Source organism: Pseudomonas sp. QE6 (assembly GCF_041379005.1).
Taxonomy (GTDB): domain Bacteria; phylum Pseudomonadota; class Gammaproteobacteria; order Pseudomonadales; family Pseudomonadaceae; genus Pseudomonas.
This window is the reverse complement of sequence record NZ_CP166873.1, coordinates 3,180,667-3,201,775: the sequence shown is the minus strand read 5'-3', so window position 1 is coordinate 3,201,775 and position 21,109 is coordinate 3,180,667. Positions and strand designations below refer to the sequence as shown.

The window sequence follows — 21,109 nt, the reverse complement described above, 5'->3', positions numbered from 1 at the left end:
TGTGAACTTTTGTAGGGAGCGCCCTTCAGACCGAATTCAGCCGCTCTACTACGAGGATCTTCAGCGAAACATCCGGCGACGATTTGCCCGGCGACAGTACCTGGCGAGCGAAGGCGCACTACCCTTTCGGGAACACCTCGACGGATATCCGCCATGCCGGAAGCCTTCCAGACACCGCCCGGTCAACTCGACCTGTTGCTGAACCTGCTGATCGCCACCGTCTGCGGCGGCCTGGTCGGCCTCAACCGCGAACTGCACAACCGCCCCGCCGGCCTGCGCACCCACGCCCTGACCGCCCTGGCCGCCGCGCTGGCGGTGGGCGTCATCCTGCAGCTGCACCCGACCAGCCCCGACGCCGCCAGCCGGGTGGTCCAGGGCGTGCTGACCGGCATCGGTTTCATCGGCGCCGGTGTCATCGTCCATCACGAACACCGCTACCGCGTGGAAGGCCTGACCACCGCCGCGACCATCTGGGTGTCGTCCATGATCGGCATCGCCTGCGGCAGTGGCCATGCCATCACCGCCGCGTTCGGCGTGATCCTGACGTTGCTGATCCTCAGCCTCGGCAGCTGGCTGGAACACCACATCGACGCCCGCTTCCGCAAACCGCCACCCGCGCTGACCGACGACGATGATCCGCTGAAATGAACAAGGCCCCTTCCGGGGGCCTTGTTCATGGAGCAAGCGGTGCGTTCAGTTGTGCCGTGGATGGCGCAGCGACACCAGCTCCATCAACCCCGCCACCGGGCATTCGCCCTCCAGCTCGGCCAGCGAGGCGGTGCTGAACGGCACCGCATCGTTGCGGCTGCCATGGACCAGCAGACCGGCCAGGGAACCAATCAACGGCTGGTGGCTGACCAGCAGCAGGTTGCGCTCGGCGCGGCCGTCGAGGAAACGCAGGACGTCCCTGGGGTCGTCGTCCGGGGTCAGCCAGGGCGCGGTACCGACGGAGCCGTCGAAGCCCAGGGCCTCGCGAATCAGCTCGGCGGTTTCCTGGGCCCGCGCGTAGGGGCTGGCAAGGATGCCATCGATCGGCTGGCCGGCGAGCTGCGCCGCGCTCTTGAGCACTTCCTTGCGGCCGTGGGCGGTCAGGCGTCGCTCCGAGTCGCGGCGGGCTTGCGGTTCGGCCTCACCGTGGCGCAGCAGCCAGAGCTTCACAGCTTGGGCTCTTCGTCGCGCGCCGGATGCTCGACCGGCGGCACACTATGCGGCTGCTCACCTTCGGGCGCGCGGGCGGCTGGCCAGTCGGCGAACGGCCAGGGCTTTTCCTCGGTCTGGAAGGTGCCGAAGCGGCCGATCTGCGCGAAGTACTGGCTCAGACTGTCGCCAAAAGCCATCAGGCTGCCGCTCGGGGCTCCGTAGATGATCCGGTAGATCAGCTGGACCACGACCACGACGCCGAGAAGGATCTCGGCGACGAACCAGACCAGGGCGAACACCAGCATCCAGACGACTCGCAGGATGAGGGACTCTTTTTCCATACGCTCAGCGGACATGGGGTTGCCTCTCTCAGAAACCGGTGGTGGGAATGAAGTCAACGTCGGTCTTCGGCTCGCCATTCATCAGCGCCTCGATGACCTGCGCCAGGGTGCGGCCCCCGAACAGGATGGCGTTCAGGCCGGCCACCAGCGGCATGTAGACCTGCAGCTCGTCGGCCTTGGCCTTGAGCACACGCAGCGTATTCACGCCCTCGGCGGTCTCGCCCATGCGCGCCACGGCGTCTTCCAGGCTGAGGCCTTCGCCCAGGGCGAAGCCCACCTGATAGTTACGGCTCTTGGGTGACGAACAGGTGACGATCAGGTCGCCCACCCCGGCGAGGCCGAGGAAGGTCATGGGGTTGGCGCCCAGCTTGACGGCGAAGCGGGTCATCTCTGCCAGGGCACGGGTGATCAGCATGCCCTTGGTGTTCTCGCCCATGCCCAGCGCGGCGGCCATGCCGGCGATGATGGCATAGACGTTCTTCAGCGCGCCGCCCAGTTCCACGCCGAAACGGTCGCTACTGGCGTAGACGCGGAAGGTGCGGCCATGCAGCGCTTCCTGTACGCGCTCACAGACCTCCTCGTCCTCGCTGGCGACCACGGTGGCGGTCAGCTCATGCTCGGCGATCTCGCGTGCCAGGTTCGGTCCGGAGATCACCGCGATGCGGGATTTCGGCGCAATCTCCTCGAGGATCTGGCTCATCAGCTTGAAAGTCTGCGCCTCGATGCCCTTGGTCAGGCTGACCAGCATCTTGCCCGCCAGCTCCTCGCTGCGCCCTTCCAGCACCTTGCGCAGCGCGCTGGACGGCACGGCGACGAAGATCATTTCGCACGCGGCCAGGGTCGCCGGCAGGTCGGTGGTGGGTTCGACACCCGCGTGAATCTTCACGCCCTTCAGATAACGGGGGTTCTCCCGCAGGGTGCGGATCGCTTCGGCCTGTTCCTCGTCGCGCATCCACTGGCGAACGCGCTGACCGTTCTCCGCCAGCAGATTGGCGAAGGCGGTACCGAAACTGCCACCGCCGAGGACGGCGATCGGTTGCTGCTCAGTCATGTCTTTTCCATCACGGGCCGCCTCGGGGCGGCGATTGAGGCATTATAAGGCCCTGTCGCCCTGCGGCCAGTCCGGATCGCAGGACTGGCAAACAACGGCGCCTCGTTTAACATCCGTCTATTGGACACCCTTCAAGAAGAAATCGAGAACAAGGTCGTTCCGTGCAGATTTCCCCCCGCGCTCCCCTGCCGCTGTCCCTGCTTGCCATCCTGCTGGCTGGCGAGGCAGTCGCAGGCGATCTCTTCGTCGACCGCGTGGAAGTGCCGGACGTGCTCACCGCCAGCCGGCTGAAGCAGTCGCCCGCCGAGGTGCCGGGCAGCATGACGGTGCTCGACCGCGACCTTATCCGCGCCTCCGGCGCCCGCGACATCCCCGAGCTGATGCGCCTGGTGCCGGGCATGATGGTCGGCTACCTGTCCGGCAACCAGGCCACGGTCAACTACCACGGCACCAACGTCACCGAAGCGCGCCGCCTGCAGGTGCTGGTGGATGGCCGTTCGGTGTACCGTCCGGGCCTGGCCACGGTGGACTGGAGCGACATACCGGTGGCCATCGAGGACATCGATCGCATCGAGGTCTTCCGCGGGCCGAACGCCGTGAGCTACGGCGCCAACGCGCTGATGGGCGTGATCAACATCCTCACCCGCCATCCCGCCGACAGCCAGGGCACGCGCCTGAAGTACACCGCCGGGCAGAACGGCATCCGCGACTGGTACGCCAGCCAGGGACTACGGGGCGAATCCAGCGACTATCGCCTGTCGCTCTCCGGCCAGGCGGACGATGGCTTCGACCACGACCAGTTCGGCCGCGACTACCGCGACGGCCGCCGCCTGTCCCGCTTCAACCTGGTGGCCAACCACAGCCTCGACCTGCGCAATACGCTGGATTGGCAGATCGCCGCGAAGGAAGGCAGCAACCAGCGGCCCTACAACTACCGCCCGGTGTTCGACGGCATCCCCGCCGGCGACAGCGACTCCGACCTGACCGCCCGCGACTACGCCGGGTCCATGCGCTGGACCTTCGACGCCAATCCGCAGCACAGCTTCTACGTCCAGGGCTATGCCGAACACTGGGAGCGCCTGCAGGACTTCCGCGCCTGCGAGGCGCAGATCGTGTTCAGCCCGCAGTTGGCGCAGCTGTGGGCACTCAACCCGAGGTATGTGAACAAGCTGGGCGATGCGTTGCCGCGTATCCCCGAGGGCACCGCCCAGGAACAGGCCCTGGCCAACCAGGTGCTGCAGCAGATCGTCGGCGGGGCCGGCGCACCGGCCTGCGGCTGGGTGAACCAGAACATCCGGGAGACCCGCTACGACCTGGAAATGCAGGACACCCTGAGCCTGACCGACGGCGTGCGGCTGCTCACCGGTATGAGCTACCGCCACGACCAGGCAACCTCCGAGACCTACTTCAACGGTACGGTGAACAACGAAATCTGGCGGCTGTTCAGCCAGCTGGAATGGCACCTGACACCCCACTGGCTGCTGCAGGGCGGCGCCATGCTGGAAGACGACCAGACGTCCGGCAGTTCCGTCAGCCCGCGTATCGCCCTGAACTACCTGATCACGCCACGCCACAGCCTGCGGGCGGTGTACTCCGAAGCCGTGCGTTCGCCGGACATGTACGAGAACGACGTGAACTGGAGCTATCGCGCACGCCACCTCAGCCCGGCGCCCTACGGTCAGAACACCGCCTACTATTTCGCCCGGGCCCATGGGCCCGGGGACCTGGACCAGGAGCGCATGCGCTCGCGGGAAGTAGGCTACAACGGGCAGTTCGACGAGATCGGCCTGGTGCTGGACGTGAAGGCGTACCACGACGAGATCCACGACCTGATCAGCGATCCGCTGAAGCTGACCGACTTCGAGCCCAGCAACGACAACGAAATCCGCTTCAGCGGCGCCGAGACCCAACTGGATTGGCGCGCCAGCCTCCGGGATCGCCTGCGCTTCACCTACGCCTACGTCGACTACGACGCCAGCAGCCGCTACGACCAGCGCCTCACCGCCCGCAACAGCGGCTCGGCGGGCTGGATGCGCGACTGGGGACGAGGCTGGTCGAGCGCGGTGTTCTACTACGGCGATGACGCGCTGAACGAACACCGCTTCGAACGCGTGGACCTGCGCGTGGCCAAGCGCATCCCCCTAGGCGCCGCCGCATTGGAGCTGGCGGGCGTGCTGCAGCAGCGCCTGGACGACGAGCCGCTGACCTGGCCGGAAAACCGCTACGACGACCGCCATCTGCTGTATTTCAGCGCCGAGGTGGATTTCTAGCATGGCGGCCCGCCGCTCAGGGATGAGTCTGGGACATCAGCTCAGGTCCTTGCTGCTCAGCCTGATCTGCCTGCTGGCGCTGCCAGCGCAGGCACGCGAGCTGCTGCTGGTCAGCAGTGAACAGGGCGCGGCCGTGCAGGCATTCAGCCAGGCGCTCGCCGAACGCCGTCCGGAAGACCAGGTCCGTCTGGAATCGCCCGAGCAACTGCCTCCCGCCTCGACGCTTTCCCCTGAAACCCATCTGTTGCTGCTGGGGACCGCCGCGCTGAACTGGCGCCTGGCCAGTGATCAGGGCCCTCCCGCACTGACGCTGCTGGTCAGCCGTGTCGAAGCGCAGCAGCTACTCGACGGCCGCCGTCACGAGGGCATCAGCCTGCTCTGGAGCGATCCACCGCCCGCCCGGCAACTGCAACTGGCCCTGCAACTGCGCCCCAGGCCACAACGCATCGGCGTACTCTTCAGCCCCGCGAGCCAGTTCCTGCTGAGCGAGTTGTCGGAACACGCCCAGCGGCTCGGCGTCGAGCTGGTCGCCCGGGAGCAGGACCGCAGCGACGATCCCCGCCCGCTGCGTGAATTGCTCGACAGCAGTGACCTGCTGCTCGGGCTGGACGACAAACTGCTTTACAACCCGCGTACCGTCAAAGGCATCCTGCTCAGCGCCTACGCCGAGAATCACGCCCTGATCGGCCCCACCGTGGCGTTCGTCAGGGCCGGCAGCCTGGCCAGCACTTACAGCGACCAGAGCGATTGGCTGGACACTCTCGACCCGCTGCTCGACCAACCGCCGTCGCAATGGCCGCAGAGCCTCTACCCTGAACGCTTCAAGGTGCAAAGCAACCGCCAGGTGGCGCGTTCGCTGGGCATCGATCTGCCGGACGACGCCTCGCTCGCGCATCGTCTTGCCGAAGGAGAATCCCCATGAGCGCCCGCAAGAGCTGGAATATCCAGACGCGCATGCTGGCCATCAGCCTCGGTCCGGCGTTATTGCTGACACTGCTGCTCACTGGCTATTTCACCTACTCGCGCCTGCAGGACCTGCGGCAGGAGTCCAACCACACCGGCCAGTTGATCGCCAACCAGCTGGCGCCGGCCGCCGAGTACGGCGTCATCTCCGGCAACCTGCCGGTGCTGCAAAGCCTGCTGCGAGCCACCCTGGGTACCGCCCACGTGCGCTTCATCGAAGTACGCGACCGCAGTGACAACATCCTGGTCTACGTCGAACACCCCGCCGATCCGGCACAAGCGAGCACCAAGGTGGAAATCTTCCACGCCGCGATCCAGCGCGAGAACATCCAGCTCAACGACGGCAATCTGGGCGTTGCCCTCAATAGCGCCGCAACCTCTGTCTCCAGCAACGACTACCTGGGCCGGGTGGTGGTCGGCATGGCCAGCGACGCCTTCAGCGAACGCCAGCAGGAAATCCTCTTCAAGGCCAGCCTGCTGGCGCTCTTCGCCCTGGCACTGACCTATCTTCTCGCCCGGCGCCTGGCGCAGCGACTGGCCGCACCGATCAGCACCATGGGCCGGGCAGTCCAGGCGATCCAGAGCGGCGACTACCACACCACCCTGCCGGTACCCGACGACGGCGAAGTCGGCGACCTCGCCCGGCATATCAACAACCTGGCCCGCGGCCTGCAGCAGGCCGCCCTGGAGCAGGAGCGCAGCATCGCCCAACTGGTGGCCGCGCGCGAGGAGGCCGAAGAGGCGAACCGCGCCAAATCCGACTTCCTGGCGATGATGAGCCACGAACTGCGTACGCCGATGAATGGTGTGCTGGGCATGCTCCAGCTGCTGGAAACCACCGAGTTGAATCAGGAGCAGGCGGAGTACAGCGCGCTGGCGACCGAATCCACCGAGCACCTGCTCAAGGTGATCAACGACATCCTCGACTTCTCCCGCATCGAGCGCGGCGCGCTGGAGCTGGAGCGTATCCCGTTCAACCTGCTGGAACTGATCCAGAGCTCCGTGCAGGTCTTCCAGCACAGCGCGCACCAGCGTGGCCTGACGATGGAACTGGCGGTGCAGGACGGTCTGAGTACGTTGGAAGTACAGGGAGACCCGACGCGTATCCGGCAAATCCTGGTGAATCTGCTGGGCAATGCCCTGAAGTTCACCGAAGAAGGCGGTGTGCGTCTGGAAGCCACCTGGCAGGCGCTCGACGATGAGGTCCTGTGGCTCAGCTGTTCGGTACAGGACAGCGGTATCGGCATCTCCCGCGAGCGCCTGGAGCACATGTTCGACGCCTTCCAGCAGGCCGACTCCTCCACCTCGCGCCGCTACGGCGGCACCGGCCTGGGCCTGACCATCGCCCGCACCCTGGCCGAACGCATGGGCGGCACCCTCAGTGCCAGCAGCGAGGAAGGCTGCGGCTCCACCTTCACCCTGGAAATCCCCCTGCCCTTCCGCGAGCGCCAGGCCACCTCGGAAGCAGGCGAAGCGGGTACCGATTTGCTTGCCGCTGGTCAGTCCGTCCTGCTCGTCGAGGACAACCCGGTGAATCAAACGGTCATAGAAGCTATGTTGCGCAGCCTGGGGTATCGCGTCACGCTGGTGGGTGACGGCGTCCAGGCGGTCCGCACCTCCGAGCGTGGCGAGTTCGCGGTCATCCTCATGGATTGCCGGCTCCCGGTGCTCAACGGCTACGAGGCCACCCGGCAGATCCGCTCAAGACCCGGCGGCGAACAGGTGCCGATCATCGCCCTGACCGCCAATGCCCTGCAGGGCGATCGGGAAACCTGCCTGGAGGCAGGGATGAACGACTACCTGGCCAAGCCGTTCAAGCGGGCCGAACTGCAGCGGATTCTGCAGCGCTGGGTTGCTCCAGGCCGTTGATCCGCGCGCTGGCATGCACCAAACTGCGGACCGGCCACGGGCATCTGCCCCTGACAAAAAACCGGCGCCGACGAAAAGTGAACAAGCGTTCGCCGGACGCTGTGACTTTCACCTAAAGGCAATAGTCTATGACTAGGCTGCCGCGTGAGTACCGTGACAATAACAACGGAACGCGGCGCCGCAGGCAGAAGCCAACACCGCCTGCCATCCAAGATTTTTGAGGAGCTCGCATGACCAAACAACACGCCTTCACCCGAGAAGACCTGCTGCGTTGCAGCCGCGGCGAGCTCTTCGGCCCGGGTAATGCGCAACTGCCCGCCCCCAACATGCTGATGATCGACCGCATCACTCACATCAGCGAAACCGGCGGCAAGTATGGCAAGGGCGAACTGGTCGCCGAGCTGGATATCAACCCCGACCTGTGGTTCTTCGCCTGCCACTTCGAAGGCGATCCGGTCATGCCCGGCTGCCTGGGCCTCGACGCCATGTGGCAGCTGGTCGGCTTCTACCTCGGCTGGCAGGGCAACCCCGGCCGTGGCCGTGCCCTGGGTTCGGGCGAAGTGAAGTTCTTCGGCCAGGTCCTGCCGACCGCCAAGAAAGTCACCTACAACATTCACATCAAGCGTACGATCAATCGATCGCTCGTTCTGGCCATCGCCGACGGCAGCGTCAGCGTCGATGGCCGCGAAATCTACAGCGCCGAAGGCCTCCGCGTCGGCCTGTTCACTTCCACTGACAGCTTCTAAGGGTATCCGCATGCGTCGCGTCGTGATCACCGGTCTGGGCATCGTTTCCTGCCTGGGCAATGACAAAGACACCGTCTCCGCCAACCTGCGTGCAGGCCGTGCTGGCATCCGCCACAACCCGAGCTACGCCGAGATGGGCCTGCGCAGCCACGTTTCCGGTTCGGTCAACCTGAACCTGGAAGAGCTGATCGACCGCAAGGTCTTCCGCTTCATGGGCGACGCCGCCGCCTACGCGTACCTCGCGATGGAACAGGCGATCAAGGACTCCGGCCTCACCCCCGAGCAGATCTCCAACCCGCGCACCGGCCTGATCGCCGGCTCCGGTGGCGCTTCCACCCTGAACCAGATGGAAGCCATCGACACCCTGCGCGAGAAGGGCGTCAAGCGCATCGGCCCATACCGCGTTACCCGCACCATGGGTAGCACCGTATCCGCGTGCCTGGCCACTCCCTTCCAGATCAAGGGCGTGAACTACTCCATCTCCTCGGCCTGCGCCACCAGCGCGCATTGCATCGGCCAGGCCATGGAGCAGATCCAGATGGGCAAGCAGGACGTCGTCTTCGCCGGTGGCGGTGAAGAAGAGCACTGGAGCCAGAGCTGCCTGTTCGACGCCATGGGCGCCCTCTCCACCCAGTACAACGAGACCCCGGAAAAGGCCTCCCGCGCCTACGACGCCAAGCGTGACGGTTTCGTCATCGCCGGCGGCGGCGGCATGGTCGTTGTCGAAGAGCTGGAGCACGCCCTGAAGCGCGGCGCCAAGATCTACGCCGAAATCGTCGGCTACGGCGCCACCTCCGATGGCTACGACATGGTCGCCCCGAGCGGCGAAGGCGCCATCCGCTGCATGCAGCAGGCCCTGTCGACCGTGGACACCCCGATCGACTACCTGAACACCCACGGCACCTCCACCCCGGTCGGCGACGTTGCTGAAATCCGGGGTATCCGTGAAGTGTTCGGCACCAACGCCCCGGCCATCAGCTCCACCAAGAGCCTGTCCGGCCACTCCCTGGGCGCCGCCGGCGTTCACGAGGCCATCTACTGCCTGCTGATGATGGAAGGCAACTTCATCGCCGGCTCGGCCAACATCGACGAGCTGGACCCGGAAGTCGCCGACATGCCGATCCTGCGCGAGACCCGCGAGAACGCGAAGCTCGACACCGTCATGAGCAACAGCTTCGGCTTCGGCGGCACCAACGCCACCCTGGTCCTGAAACGCCACAACGGCTGATCGGTGATCCAAACAAAAAAGGCGCCCCAGGGCGCCTTTTTTGTTGCCTGCAATTCCGCTCTACCCTTGCGCTACGATCACGTCACGATGAGCGGGTGATAACAGGGAGTGCATCGATGGGATTGACGATCAGACAAGCCTGCAGCGATGACGCCAAAGCCATCAGCCAGGTGATCGTGGCGGCAGTCAGGGAAAGCAACGGCCAGGATTACCCGGCGAGTGTCATCGAATCGGTGGTGGCGCACTTCATGCCTGAGCGGGTGATCGAGCTACTGGAGCAACGTCTGGTCTTCGTCGCCTTGCTGGACGACAAGATCGTTGGCACTGGCGCCCTGGATGGCGATGCCGTGCGCAGCCTTTTCGTAGCGCCGCAGCAACAGCGCAAGGGCATCGGCCAGGCCCTGATGGACCGAGTCGAGAAAGCCGCCCTAGAGCGCGGTATAGAGGCCCTGCTGGTCCCCTCCTCCCTCACCGCCCAAGCCTTCTACGCCCGCCTGGGCTACGGCGTCGTACGCGAACAGCTCCACGGAGAGGAACGCACGATCATCATGACCAAGTCACTCATGCTCTTGTAGGAGCGAGCTTGCTCGCGAACCGCATCGCTCCGCCATGACCGCTTACAGCTCTCGTAGGAGCGGACCTTGTCCGCGAGAGCCTTGCACACGGCGCACGCCAGGATATCCGGTTACCACCAATGCCCGTGCAGCAGCTTTTTTGCTCCCCAAAAACAAAACCCCCGACCAGCTCTCGCTGATCAGGGGCTTTGGAATTAGAAGCTTGACGATGACCTACTCTCACATGGGGAAACCCCACACTACCATCGGCGATGCATCGTTTCACTGCTGAGTTCGGGATGGGATCAGGTGGTTCCAATGCTCTATGGTCGTCAAGCAATTCGGCTGGATGCTCGCCGTGGCGCTCATCCGAAATCGGGTTGCTTACACTAATAAGCAAAGCCCCCGGCCAGCTTTCGCTAACCAGGGGCTTTGGGATAGGTGCTTGACGATGACCTACTCTCACATGGGGAAACCCCACACTACCATCGGCGATGCGTCGTTTCACTGCTGAGTTCGGGATGGGATCAGGTGGTTCCAACGCTCTATGGTCGTCAAGCAATTCTTTGGGACGCTCGTGGCACTTGCACACGCTCATCCGAATTCGGGTATGTGACAGTCATTTGCGGTTCACACGAACTTTCGGTTCGTCGACTTCACCATCGAACACACAAATTGTTTGGGTGTTATATGGTCAAGCCTCACGGGCAATTAGTATCGGTTAGCTCAACGCCTCACAGCGCTTACACACCCGACCTATCAACGTCGTAGTCTTCGACGGCCCTTCAGGGGAATCAAGTTCCCAGTGAGATCTCATCTTGAGGCTAGTTTCCCGCTTAGATGCTTTCAGCGGTTATCTATTCCGAACATAGCTACCCGGCAATGCCACTGGCGTGACAACCGGAACACCAGAGGTTCGTCCACTCCGGTCCTCTCGTACTAGGAGCAGCCCCTCTCAAATCTCAAACGTCCACGGCAGATAGGGACCGAACTGTCTCACGACGTTCTAAACCCAGCTCGCGTACCACTTTAAATGGCGAACAGCCATACCCTTGGGACCGGCTTCAGCCCCAGGATGTGATGAGCCGACATCGAGGTGCCAAACACCGCCGTCGATATGAACTCTTGGGCGGTATCAGCCTGTTATCCCCGGAGTACCTTTTATCCGTTGAGCGATGGCCCTTCCATACAGAACCACCGGATCACTAAGACCTACTTTCGTACCTGCTCGACGTGTCTGTCTCGCAGTCAAGCGCGCTTTTGCCTTTATACTCTGCGACCGATTTCCGACCGGTCTGAGCGCACCTTCGTACTCCTCCGTTACTCTTTAGGAGGAGACCGCCCCAGTCAAACTGCCCACCATACACTGTCCTCGATCCGGATGACGGACCAGAGTTAGAACCTCAAGCATGCCAGGGTGGTATTTCAAGGATGGCTCCACGCGAACTGGCGTCCACGCTTCAAAGCCTCCCACCTATCCTACACAAGCAGGCTCAAAGTCCAGTGCAAAGCTACAGTAAAGGTTCACGGGGTCTTTCCGTCTAGCCGCGGATACACTGCATCTTCACAGCGATTTCAATTTCACTGAGTCTCGGGTGGAGACAGCGCCGCCATCGTTACGCCATTCGTGCAGGTCGGAACTTACCCGACAAGGAATTTCGCTACCTTAGGACCGTTATAGTTACGGCCGCCGTTTACCGGGGCTTCGATCAAGAGCTTCGCTTTCGCTAACCCCATCAATTAACCTTCCGGCACCGGGCAGGCGTCACACCCTATACGTCCACTTTCGTGTTTGCAGAGTGCTGTGTTTTTAATAAACAGTCGCAGCGGCCTGGTATCTTCGACCGACATGGGCTTACGCAGTAAATGCTTCACCCTCATCGGCGCACCTTCTCCCGAAGTTACGGTGCCATTTTGCCTAGTTCCTTCACCCGAGTTCTCTCAAGCGCCTTGGTATTCTCTACCCGACCACCTGTGTCGGTTTGGGGTACGGTTCCTAGTTACCTGAAGCTTAGAAGCTTTTCCTGGAAGCATGGCATCAACCACTTCATCATCTAAAAGACGACTCGTCATCAGCTCTCGGCCTTGAACACCCGGATTTGCCTAAGTGTTCGGCCTACCACCTTAAACTTGGACAACCAACGCCAAGCTGGCCTAGCCTTCTCCGTCCCTCCATCGCAGTAACTAGAAGTACAGGAATATTAACCTGTTTCCCATCGACTACGCTCTTCAGCCTCGCCTTAGGGACCGACTAACCCTGCGTCGATTAACGTTGCGCAGGAACCCTTGGTCTTTCGGCGTGGATGTTTTTCACACCCATTGTCGTTACTCATGTCAGCATTCGCACTTCTGATACCTCCAGCAAGCTTCTCAACTCACCTTCACAGGCTTACAGAACGCTCCTCTACCGCGCATCTTACGATGCACCCGTAGCTTCGGTGTGTGGTTTGAGCCCCGTTACATCTTCCGCGCAGGCCGACTCGACTAGTGAGCTATTACGCTTTCTTTAAAGGGTGGCTGCTTCTAAGCCAACCTCCTAGCTGTCTAAGCCTTCCCACATCGTTTACCACTTAACCACAACTTTGGGACCTTAGCTGACGGTCTGGGTTGTTTCCCTTTTCACGACGGACGTTAGCACCCGCCGTGTGTCTCCCACGCTGACACTTCCAGGTATTCGGAGTTTGCATCGGTTTGGTAAGTCGGGATGACCCCCTAGCCGAAACAGTGCTCTACCCCCTGGAGTGATACGTGAGGCGCTACCTAAATAGCTTTCGAGGAGAACCAGCTATCTCCGAGCTTGATTAGCCTTTCACTCCGATCCACAAGTCATCCCCTACCTTTTCAACGGGAGTGGGTTCGGTCCTCCAGTCAGTGTTACCTAACCTTCAACCTGCTCATGGATAGATCGCCCGGTTTCGGGTCTATACCCAGCGACTAAATCGCCCTATTAAGACTCGCTTTCGCTACGCCTTCCCTATACGGTTAAGCTCGCCACTGAATATAAGTCGCTGACCCATTATACAAAAGGTACGCAGTCACCTAACAAGTAGGCTCCCACTGCTTGTACGCATACGGTTTCAGGTTCTATTTCACTCCCCTCTCCGGGGTTCTTTTCGCCTTTCCCTCACGGTACTGGTTCACTATCGGTCAGTCAGTAGTATTTAGCCTTGGAGGATGGTCCCCCCATATTCAGACAAAGTTTCTCGTGCTCCGTCCTACTCGATTTCACTTCAAAGAACCTTTCACATACGGGGCTATCACCCACTATGGCCGCACTTTCCAGAGCGTTCTGTTAGATTCAAAGAAGCTTAAGGGCTAGTCCCCGTTCGCTCGCCACTACTAAGGGAATCTCGGTTGATTTCTTTTCCTCAGGGTACTTAGATGTTTCAGTTCCCCTGGTTCGCCTCTTGCACCTATGGATTCAGTACAAGATACCTAGGTTATCCTAGGTGGGTTCCCCCATTCAGAGATCTCCGGATCAAAGTCTGTTTGCCGACTCCCCGAAGCTTATCGCAGGCTACCACGTCTTTCATCGCCTCTGACTGCCAAGGCATCCACCGTATGCGCTTCTTCACTTGACCATATAACCCCAAGCAATCTGGTTACTGTCTCGAACGTGAAGACGACATTCGCCGAAAATTCGCGCTTGAACTCGCAAATTTTACCTTGACTTGAATGATCACCAGTGAAAGAGATCATTCAGTCTACTTCTATCACATACCCAAATTTTTAAAGAACAGTTCTGGCACAAAGACCAGACAGCAAGGTTCGTTACACCGAACATTCCTGTCTGAGCTTTCGACGATTTAGAGATGGTGGAGCCAAGGAGGATCGAACTCCTGACCTCCTGCGTGCAAAGCAGGCGCTCTCCCAGCTGAGCTATGGCCCCATCGGATCAGCAGCACACCACAACAATTGGTGGGTCTGGGCAGATTCGAACTGCCGACCTCACCCTTATCAGGGGTGCGCTCTAACCAACTGAGCTACAGACCCAATCGTCTAACCAGTGAATCAAGCAATTCGTGTGGGAGCTTATGAAGAAGCTGCGATCTTCGATTAAGGAGGTGATCCAGCCGCAGGTTCCCCTACGGCTACCTTGTTACGACTTCACCCCAGTCATGAATCACTCCGTGGTAACCGTCCCCCTTGCGGTTAGACTAGCTACTTCTGGAGCAACCCACTCCCATGGTGTGACGGGCGGTGTGTACAAGGCCCGGGAACGTATTCACCGTGACATTCTGATTCACGATTACTAGCGATTCCGACTTCACGCAGTCGAGTTGCAGACTGCGATCCGGACTACGATCGGTTTTGTGGGATTAGCTCCACCTCGCGGCTTGGCAACCCTCTGTACCGACCATTGTAGCACGTGTGTAGCCCTGGCCGTAAGGGCCATGATGACTTGACGTCATCCCCACCTTCCTCCGGTTTGTCACCGGCAGTCTCCTTAGAGTGCCCACCCGAGGTGCTGGTAACTAAGGACAAGGGTTGCGCTCGTTACGGGACTTAACCCAACATCTCACGACACGAGCTGACGACAGCCATGCAGCACCTGTGTTCCGATTCCCGAAGGCACCCTCGCATCTCTGCAAGGTTCCGGACATGTCAAGGCCAGGTAAGGTTCTTCGCGTTGCTTCGAATTAAACCACATGCTCCACCGCTTGTGCGGGCCCCCGTCAATTCATTTGAGTTTTAACCTTGCGGCCGTACTCCCCAGGCGGTCGACTTATCGCGTTAGCTGCGCCACTAAAATCTCAAGGATTCCAACGGCTAGTCGACATCGTTTACGGCGTGGACTACCAGGGTATCTAATCCTGTTTGCTCCCCACGCTTTCGCACCTCAGTGTCAGTATCAGTCCAGGTGGTCGCCTTCGCCACTGGTGTTCCTTCCTATATCTACGCATTTCACCGCTACACAGGAAATTCCACCACCCTCTACCGTACTCTAGTCAGGCAGTTATGGATGCAGTTCCCAGGTTGAGCCCGGGGATTTCACATCCATCTTACCAAACCACCTACGCGCGCTTTACGCCCAGTAATTCCGATTAACGCTTGCACCCTTCGTATTACCGCGGCTGCTGGCACGAAGTTAGCCGGTGCTTATTCTGTTGGTAACGTCAAAACAGCAAGGTATTAACTTACTGCCCTTCCTCCCAACTTAAAGTGCTTTACAATCCGAAGACCTTCTTCACACACGCGGCATGGCTGGATCAGGCTTTCGCCCATTGTCCAATATTCCCCACTGCTGCCTCCCGTAGGAGTCTGGACCGTGTCTCAGTTCCAGTGTGACTGATCATCCTCTCAGACCAGTTACGGATCGTCGCCTTGGTAGGCCTTTACCCCACCAACTAGCTAATCCGACCTAGGCTCATCTGATAGCGCAAGGCCCGAAGGTCCCCTGCTTTCTCCCGTAGGACGTATGCGGTATTAGCGTTCCTTTCGAAACGTTGTCCCCCACTACCAGGCAGATTCCTAGGCATTACTCACCCGTCCGCCGCTGAATCATGGAGCAAGCTCCACTCATCCGCTCGACTTGCATGTGTTAGGCCTGCCGCCAGCGTTCAATCTGAGCCATGATCAAACTCTTCAGTTCAATACTGCTTGGGTTTTGCGAAAACCCTAAACTTGGCTCAGCAATCGCATGCTCTATTTAAAGAGCTAAAACTCTCGAATTCACGAGTGTTACTTGCGCTGCTGATAATCAGTCGATCATCAGTCTTACATCACAAGCACCCACACGAATTGCTTGATTCGACTTGTTAAAGAGCAGTTGGTCAAGGCTTTCGTCTTAACCGAGGCGCGCATTCTACAGCAGCGTCTCATCTTGTCAAGCGTTGTTTTCGAAAATTTTCTTTTCTACTCAACCGCTTGCGCCTCAGTGAAGGAAACCTTCTCATCAGCGGGAGGCGCATTCTACAGCGATCAAACTCACTGTCAAGCACCTCGGCGATCTTCTTTTCGACTCACTGCCGAAGCAGTCAATGGAAAGCAGCAAGTGACTCACCTGCCGGACCACCACTCTCAACTTCGAATCATTGTAAGTGCTTGATTTTCAAGCTCTTTCAGCGCTTCGTCGCTGGGAGTGGTGCGCATTATAGGGACTTGAAAATGCCCGTCAACGACTTTTTTTCAGAAAGATGACAAAAAGTGCTCCTTCTATAAGAAGCGGACCTTCCCCACCGTTTCAAAGGCGATATATGGTTTTGCCGGCGGTCCGTTGCGCCGCTCCTGGCTGGCCGCTTCGGATGAAGGCGCTGGCTCGCCCTGTCCACAATAGGGACGGCGGAGTCAGGCAGTTCTTTCATCAGCCCGCCGTAGTAACAGGCGACACCGCCCGCCTCCGGCGCAACACGACGTACACTCCTGCCGACATCAAGAACGTCAATGGCGCAGAGAAGGCTTGCAAGCTACCGCCCGCCTCCATCAGCACGAACCCCAGCAGCGAACCGCAGAACCAGGCGGCAAGCCCCACCCCGTTCAGCCGCGCCGGCTCGCCGACCGGCAGCGGCGCTTTGCCCAGAATGTGCGCCAAGGCCACGCCAACCCAGGCCACGACGAACACGCCCTGCCAGGCCAGTGCCTTGAGCAGCCAGGCGAACACGTCGGCCAGCATCAGCGCATAGACTGCCGCCCCGACCACCACGGCCCAGACCAGGCTGGACGCGCGCAGGCGGAACACCTCGACGAAGAACGCCTGCATGTTCACCGTCGCCAGGTAGTAGTTGGCGGTGTTGATCCGCGTCTGCGTTACCCAGACAAACAGCAGCCCCCACAGGCCCATCAGCTTGAGGATCGCCAGCACCACGGTGACTTCGCTGAGCGCGCCGTCCTGCGGAATGCTGCTGGCCAGGTAGATGCCGGCCATGCCGTTGAGCAGGAAGGTCACCAGGTAGAACGGCATGCCGAAGTTCCAGCGCCCATGCCAGGCAGCGTCTTCCGGCTTGCCGAAGCGAGCGTAGTCGAAGGTGAACATCATCAGCACCCAGACACCCATGTAGGCGCTGAAGCAGTCCCACCAGCCTCCGGCCGGCGGGTGCGCCGGGCCGAAGTCCAGCCACTGCGGCTGGTAGCCATACTCGCCGATGGACAACGCCACCGCGGCCAGCAGGCCGAACAGGTAGAACGGCAGCAGCACGCCGTTGAAGCGATCCAGCCAATACTGCACGCCGCCGAAGATCAGCGGCACGCTGTACAGCACCACCAGCAACGCTGCCAGAGAGTAGGAGACCTCCGGATACAGGTGGTTGAGCGCCACGGCGATCACCGAGCCCTCGAACACCGCGTAGTAGATGGCCGTGGAGAAGAAGATCAGGGTCGCCAGCGAGGCGCCCAGCGAGCCGAACAGCACCCGCGAGAACAGCGCCACGGAAAGTCCGGTGCGCATCGCGTAGCGGCTGATCACCGCGTTGATCAGCCCGTAACAGAGCACCGACAGCAACATGCCGAAGATGGCGTTGCGGGCGCCGTAGGCCAACGCCAGCGAAGCGCCGACGACGATGTAGAACATGGCGCTGCACACGGCCCACCAGGCCATGCTCAAGGAAAGCCGGCCCATCCGGGCATGGCTGGGAACACTGGAAACGGAAGAATCGACCTCGGGATGCTGCGACAGACTTGCCATCTTGGTTTCTCCGCAAGATGAGGGCTTGGCGAGCGGCAGCAGGAGGCCGCGGCGGCGCCCTCAGGAGGAGCCACCGGGTATCGCGCCGCCGCGGCGTTGTTATTGGCTAGGCAAGAAAGAAGCGGTTCAGGTTTTCGAGTTGCTGGTTGTAGCGACGGCGCACCGCCAGGGCCTCCTCCAGGGTGATGGCGACGAAACGGGCCTTCTGGTTGGGTTGCATCTGGGCCATTCGATTGAGGTCCGGGCTGATCACCGTACCGATGGTGGCGTAACCGCCGCCGGACACCGCATCGCGGTGCAGGATGATCGGCTCCAGCCCGCCAGGAACCTGGATCGAGCCGATCGGGTAGCAGGCGTCGACGATGTTCGACGGATCGGAGCCGGCGCCGAACGGTTGCTCGCGCGGCTCGAATGCCAGCGGCGCGCCGCCCTTGAAGCGGTAGCCGGTGCGATCCGCCTCGGAGCCGACGGTCCAGGTGTCGGCGAAGAACTGCTCGGCGGCCTGCACCGTCAAGCGATGGTGATAGAGGCCGGGCACCACCCGCAGACTGACCTCGCCACCCACCTCGATCTGCAGCGAGCGTGGCAACGCCAAGCCTTCCTGCCCGCGTCCGGATGGCTCGCCCAGCGGCAGCTCGTCGCCGGCCTGCAGGCGCCGACCGTTGTACCCGCCAATGGCGCCCAGGCCATAGGTGGAGCGACTGTCCAGCACTTCCGGCACCGCGATGCCGCCATCAATGGCGATGTAGCCGCGGGCACCGGCCTTGATGAAGTCGAAGCCCAGCACCTGCCCGGCGCGCACACGGAAGGCGGTGTCCAGCGGCATCTCCGCCCCATCCAGGCGCGGTGTCATGGCCGCGCCACAGATGGCCACCAGCGCATCGCGCCGGAATTCCAGCTGCGGGCCGAGCAGCGTGCATTCGAGCACCGCTGCCGTGGCCGGATTGCCCACCAGCAGGTTGGCCGCGCGCAACGCGTACTGATCGAGCGCCCCGGACGGCGGAATGCCCAGGTGGTAGTAACCTTCACGGCCCGCATCCTGCACCGAGGTGGCGAGGCCGGGCTTGAGCACCTTAAGCGACATGGAGCACCTCCTGCAGGCGCTGCTTGCAGCCTTGCGGATCGTTGAGGAAAGCGTCGAGATCGAACTCCACCGGACGGATGCGCAGGTCGAAACTACCGGCCTCCACAGCGGCGATCGCCTGGTCGTACTCTGCACGCTCGATGGGCTTGAACTGCACGATGTCGCCGGCGCGGAAGAACACCATGGAGTCCTTCAAGTAGCCCAGGCTCTGTTGCGGGTCGTAGATCGGCGCGGGGGTGACGCCGAACATCTGGTAGCCGCCGGCGCCCCGTACCGAGTAGATGCAGCCGAAGCAGCCGCCGTGGCCGAGGGTCAGTTTCGGCGTGTCGGTGCGTGGCCGCAGGTACTTGGGCACCTGCAACTGCCGCTCGCGCTCGACCATCTGGTACATGAACGGCAGGCCGGCGACGAAGCCGACCATGGAGACGAACCACGGCGTGCCGCTGTGCGCCTCGATGAACGCCTGGGCGTCCTGGTAGCCGTTGATCCGCGCGGCGTACTCCAGGTCGGTGGAGTCCGGGTCCTGGTGGCGGTCGCGGAAGCGCATCAGCGTTTCGTGGGTCCAGGGGTCGTTGTACAGCACAGGGATCTCGATGATCCGCGTCTGGATGCGACGCTCGGTGGTGGCCAGCGATTCCAGCTCGCGCACACGGTCGAGCAGCGCCTGCGGAGCGATCAGGTCGGGATTGAAACGCACCTGGAACGAGGCGTTGGCCAGGCAGACGTCGAGCACGCCGGGAATCGCCTGCTGCTCGATGGCGCGGGTAACGGCCATGCCACGGAAGAACGCATCCAGCGACATGGATTCGGCAACCTCGGCGAACAGGTGCTCGTCGCCGCCGAAGCTGTAGCGGATCTGCTCGTGCATCTCACACCTCCGCCGTGGCCGAACGCTCGGCCAGCCAGGTTTCCAGGGTACCGGTATCGAACTGCGCAGCCTGCACGCGCGCATCGGCCAGCAGCCAGCGGTGCAGCGACAGGGTGGTCGCCATGCCGGTCAGCTCGGTGTTCTCCAAGGCTTGCCGGGCACGGGCGAACGCTTCCGCGCGGTCCCTGCCGTGGACGATGATCTTCGCCAGCAGCGAGTCGTAGTAAGGCGGCACGCGATAGCCGGGGTACAGATGGCTGTCCACTCGCACGCCCTCGCCCTGCGGCCAGACCAGGCTTTCCACCACGCCCGGACAGGGGAAGAAATTGCGCGCCGGGTCCTCCGCGTTGATGCGCATCTCCAGCGCCGCGCCCTGCAGGCGGATGTCGTCCTGGCGCAGCGCCAGTGGCTCACCGGCGGCGATGCGCAGCATCGCCTGGACCAGGTCGACGCCGGTGATCATCTCGCTGACCGGATGCTCGACCTGGATGCGGGTGTTCATCTCGATGAAGAAGAACTCGCCGCTGTGAGAATCGAACAGGTATTCCAGGGTACCGGCGCCGCGATAGCCCAGGCTCTGCGCCAGGCGTACCGCGCTCGCGCACAGGGCTTCGCGCTGGCGTTCATTCAGCGCGGCCGAGGGCGCCTCCTCGAAGACCTTCTGCCGGCGGCGCTGCAGCGAACACTCGCGCTCGAACAGGTGCACGGCACGCTCGCCGTCGCCCAGGATCTGCACTTCGATGTGCCGCGCCTGGCGGATGAAGCGTTCCAGGTACACCGCCCCGGAGCCGAACGCCGCCTGCGCCTCGCGCTGGGCGACGGGGAACTCGCGACGCAGCTCGTCGGCATCATGAGCGATGCGGATGCCGCGCCCGCCGCCACCGGCGGAAGCCTTGATCAGCAACGGATAGCCGACCTCCTGCGCACAGCGCAGCGCCGCCTCGATGTCCTCCAGCTCGCCCGGCGAGCCCGGTACAACCGGCACACCGGCGGCCATCGCGGTACGCCGCGCCTCGGCCTTGTCCCCCATGCGGCGGATGGTCTGCGCATCGGGGCCGACGAAGACCAGCCCGGCATCGACCACCGCCTGGGCGAAGGCCGCGTTCTCGGAGAGGAAACCGTAGCCGGGGTGGATCGAGTCCGCGCCGGTTTCCCGCGCCGCCTGTAACAGGGCTTCGGCATTCAGGTAGCTGCGGTCGGCGCGGGCCGGGCCGATGACCCGTACTTCGTCGGCCTGGCGCGCGGCCAGCGAATCGGCATCCGCCTCGCTGCACACCGCAACGGTGGGAATCCCCAGGGCGCGCGCCGCGCGGATGATGCGCACGGCAATTTCGCCACGGTTGGCGATCAGCAGTTTCTTCAACATGTTGCGGC

14 protein-coding genes, 2 tRNA genes and 4 rRNA genes are annotated in these 21,109 nt (G+C 62.0%); 7 read left to right on the top strand and 13 right to left on the bottom strand.

All coding sequences use genetic code 11. The annotated features are described in order from the left end of the window. Positions 1 to 153: 153 nt before the first annotated feature. Positions 154 to 648 (top strand): MgtC/SapB family protein, encoded by a 495-nt coding sequence (locus tag ACAW63_RS14895; protein ID WP_371226363.1) that lies wholly within the window; start codon positions 154 to 156, stop codon positions 646 to 648. A gap of 45 nt (positions 649 to 693) precedes the next feature. Here ACAW63_RS14895 and sixA read toward each other — a convergent pair whose 3' ends face one another. The 3 genes from sixA to ACAW63_RS14880 are packed head-to-tail and all read right to left on the bottom strand — an operon-like array spanning position 694 to position 2,532. Then, entirely contained in the window at positions 694 to 1,158 is a 465-nt protein-coding gene (sixA, locus tag ACAW63_RS14890) for a phosphohistidine phosphatase SixA (protein ID WP_371226361.1), read from the bottom strand. Next, positions 1,155 to 1,496 (bottom strand): DUF4389 domain-containing protein, encoded by a 342-nt coding sequence (locus ACAW63_RS14885; RefSeq protein ID WP_371226359.1) that lies wholly within the window; start codon positions 1,494 to 1,496, stop codon positions 1,155 to 1,157. The genes sixA and ACAW63_RS14885 overlap by 4 nt, the downstream gene beginning before the upstream one ends. Positions 1,497 to 1,509: 13 nt before the next feature. Then, positions 1,510 to 2,532, bottom strand: a complete 1,023-nt coding sequence (locus ACAW63_RS14880) for an NAD(P)H-dependent glycerol-3-phosphate dehydrogenase (RefSeq protein WP_275607829.1) — start codon at positions 2,530 to 2,532, stop codon at positions 1,510 to 1,512. A gap of 161 nt (positions 2,533 to 2,693) precedes the next feature. Between ACAW63_RS14880 and ACAW63_RS14875 the strand changes: the two genes are divergently transcribed. The 6 genes from ACAW63_RS14875 to ACAW63_RS14850 all read left to right on the top strand — a co-directional run bounded on the left by ACAW63_RS14875 (position 2,694) and on the right by ACAW63_RS14850 (position 10,183). Beyond that, on the top strand, positions 2,694 to 4,802 hold the full coding sequence (locus ACAW63_RS14875) for a TonB-dependent receptor plug domain-containing protein (RefSeq protein ID WP_371226357.1): 2,109 nt from the start codon (positions 2,694 to 2,696) through the stop codon (positions 4,800 to 4,802). 22 nt (positions 4,803 to 4,824) lie between these two features. After that, positions 4,825 to 5,724 carry an ABC transporter substrate-binding protein gene (locus ACAW63_RS14870; protein ID WP_371226355.1) on the top strand — a complete coding sequence of 300 codons (900 nt, stop codon included), beginning with the start codon at positions 4,825 to 4,827 and terminating at the stop codon, positions 5,722 to 5,724. Next, the gene (locus tag ACAW63_RS14865) at positions 5,721 to 7,634 is read left to right on the top strand and encodes an ATP-binding protein (protein WP_371226353.1); all 1,914 of its coding nucleotides are present in this window, start codon (positions 5,721 to 5,723) and stop codon (positions 7,632 to 7,634) included. Before ACAW63_RS14870 ends, ACAW63_RS14865 begins: the two co-directional genes overlap by 4 nt. Positions 7,635 to 7,864: 230 nt before the next feature. Continuing rightward, entirely contained in the window at positions 7,865 to 8,380 is a 516-nt protein-coding gene (gene fabA / locus ACAW63_RS14860; protein WP_207888227.1) for a 3-hydroxyacyl-[acyl-carrier-protein] dehydratase FabA, read from the top strand. A 10-nt stretch (positions 8,381 to 8,390) separates the two neighbouring features. Then, the gene (gene fabB / locus ACAW63_RS14855; RefSeq protein WP_371226351.1) at positions 8,391 to 9,608 is read left to right on the top strand and encodes a beta-ketoacyl-ACP synthase I; all 1,218 of its coding nucleotides are present in this window, start codon (positions 8,391 to 8,393) and stop codon (positions 9,606 to 9,608) included. Between the two features lie 116 nt (positions 9,609 to 9,724). Continuing rightward, positions 9,725 to 10,183, top strand: coding sequence for a GNAT family N-acetyltransferase (locus tag ACAW63_RS14850; RefSeq protein ID WP_371226349.1), 459 nt, complete (start codon positions 9,725 to 9,727; stop codon positions 10,181 to 10,183). Between the two features lie 200 nt (positions 10,184 to 10,383). Here the strand turns inward: ACAW63_RS14850 and rrf (ACAW63_RS14845) are convergent. From rrf (ACAW63_RS14845) to ACAW63_RS14800, 10 genes are all read right to left on the bottom strand, one after another. After that, positions 10,384 to 10,499: ribosomal RNA gene (gene rrf / locus ACAW63_RS14845) — 5S ribosomal RNA — on the bottom strand. Positions 10,500 to 10,605: 106 nt separating this feature from the next. Then, a 5S ribosomal RNA gene (gene rrf, locus ACAW63_RS14840) occupies positions 10,606 to 10,721 on the bottom strand. A gap of 131 nt (positions 10,722 to 10,852) precedes the next feature. Beyond that, positions 10,853 to 13,743 (bottom strand): 23S ribosomal RNA (locus ACAW63_RS14835). 232 nt (positions 13,744 to 13,975) lie between these two features. Further along, a tRNA-Ala gene (locus tag ACAW63_RS14830) sits at positions 13,976 to 14,051 on the bottom strand. A gap of 27 nt (positions 14,052 to 14,078) precedes the next feature. Further along, positions 14,079 to 14,155: transfer RNA gene (locus ACAW63_RS14825), tRNA-Ile, on the bottom strand. A 64-nt stretch (positions 14,156 to 14,219) separates the two neighbouring features. Then, positions 14,220 to 15,755, bottom strand: a 16S ribosomal RNA gene (locus tag ACAW63_RS14820). The 16S, 23S and 5S rRNA genes sit together here with 2 tRNA genes alongside, the layout of an rRNA operon. 711 nt (positions 15,756 to 16,466) lie before the next feature. Continuing rightward, the gene (locus ACAW63_RS14815; protein WP_371226347.1) at positions 16,467 to 17,783 is read right to left on the bottom strand and encodes a cytosine permease; all 1,317 of its coding nucleotides are present in this window, start codon (positions 17,781 to 17,783) and stop codon (positions 16,467 to 16,469) included. Between the two features lie 106 nt (positions 17,784 to 17,889). After that, on the bottom strand, positions 17,890 to 18,867 hold the full coding sequence (locus ACAW63_RS14810; protein ID WP_371226345.1) for a biotin-dependent carboxyltransferase family protein: 978 nt from the start codon (positions 18,865 to 18,867) through the stop codon (positions 17,890 to 17,892). Beyond that, positions 18,857 to 19,735 carry an allophanate hydrolase subunit 1 gene (locus ACAW63_RS14805; protein WP_371226343.1) on the bottom strand — a complete coding sequence of 293 codons (879 nt, stop codon included), beginning with the start codon at positions 19,733 to 19,735 and terminating at the stop codon, positions 18,857 to 18,859. Before ACAW63_RS14805 ends, ACAW63_RS14810 begins: the two co-directional genes overlap by 11 nt. Position 19,736: 1 nt before the next feature. Continuing rightward, entirely contained in the window at positions 19,737 to 21,101 is a 1,365-nt protein-coding gene (locus ACAW63_RS14800) for an acetyl-CoA carboxylase biotin carboxylase subunit (protein WP_371226341.1), read from the bottom strand. Positions 21,102 to 21,109 lie beyond the last annotated feature (8 nt).

What these genes read in the sequence shown, in the direction of transcription:
- ACAW63_RS14800 (WP_371226341.1), bottom strand. Translation starts at nt 21,101, where the DNA reads ATGTTGAAGAAACTGCTGATCGCCAACCGTGGCGAAATTGCCGTGCGC.
- ACAW63_RS14815 (WP_371226347.1), bottom strand. Translation starts at nt 17,783, where the DNA reads ATGGCAAGTCTGTCGCAGCATCCCGAGGTCGATTCTTCCGTTTCCAGT.
- fabB (WP_371226351.1), top strand. Translation starts at nt 8,391, where the DNA reads ATGCGTCGCGTCGTGATCACCGGTCTGGGCATCGTTTCCTGCCTGGGC.
- ACAW63_RS14895 (WP_371226363.1), top strand. Translation starts at nt 154, where the DNA reads ATGCCGGAAGCCTTCCAGACACCGCCCGGTCAACTCGACCTGTTGCTG.
- ACAW63_RS14885 (WP_371226359.1), bottom strand. Translation starts at nt 1,496, where the DNA reads ATGTCCGCTGAGCGTATGGAAAAAGAGTCCCTCATCCTGCGAGTCGTC.
- fabA (WP_207888227.1), top strand. Translation starts at nt 7,865, where the DNA reads ATGACCAAACAACACGCCTTCACCCGAGAAGACCTGCTGCGTTGCAGC.
- ACAW63_RS14865 (WP_371226353.1), top strand. Translation starts at nt 5,721, where the DNA reads ATGAGCGCCCGCAAGAGCTGGAATATCCAGACGCGCATGCTGGCCATC.
- ACAW63_RS14805 (WP_371226343.1), bottom strand. Translation starts at nt 19,735, where the DNA reads ATGCACGAGCAGATCCGCTACAGCTTCGGCGGCGACGAGCACCTGTTC.
- ACAW63_RS14880 (WP_275607829.1), bottom strand. Translation starts at nt 2,532, where the DNA reads ATGACTGAGCAGCAACCGATCGCCGTCCTCGGCGGTGGCAGTTTCGGT.
- ACAW63_RS14850 (WP_371226349.1), top strand. Translation starts at nt 9,725, where the DNA reads ATGGGATTGACGATCAGACAAGCCTGCAGCGATGACGCCAAAGCCATC.
- ACAW63_RS14810 (WP_371226345.1), bottom strand. Translation starts at nt 18,867, where the DNA reads ATGTCGCTTAAGGTGCTCAAGCCCGGCCTCGCCACCTCGGTGCAGGAT.
- ACAW63_RS14870 (WP_371226355.1), top strand. Translation starts at nt 4,825, where the DNA reads ATGAGTCTGGGACATCAGCTCAGGTCCTTGCTGCTCAGCCTGATCTGC.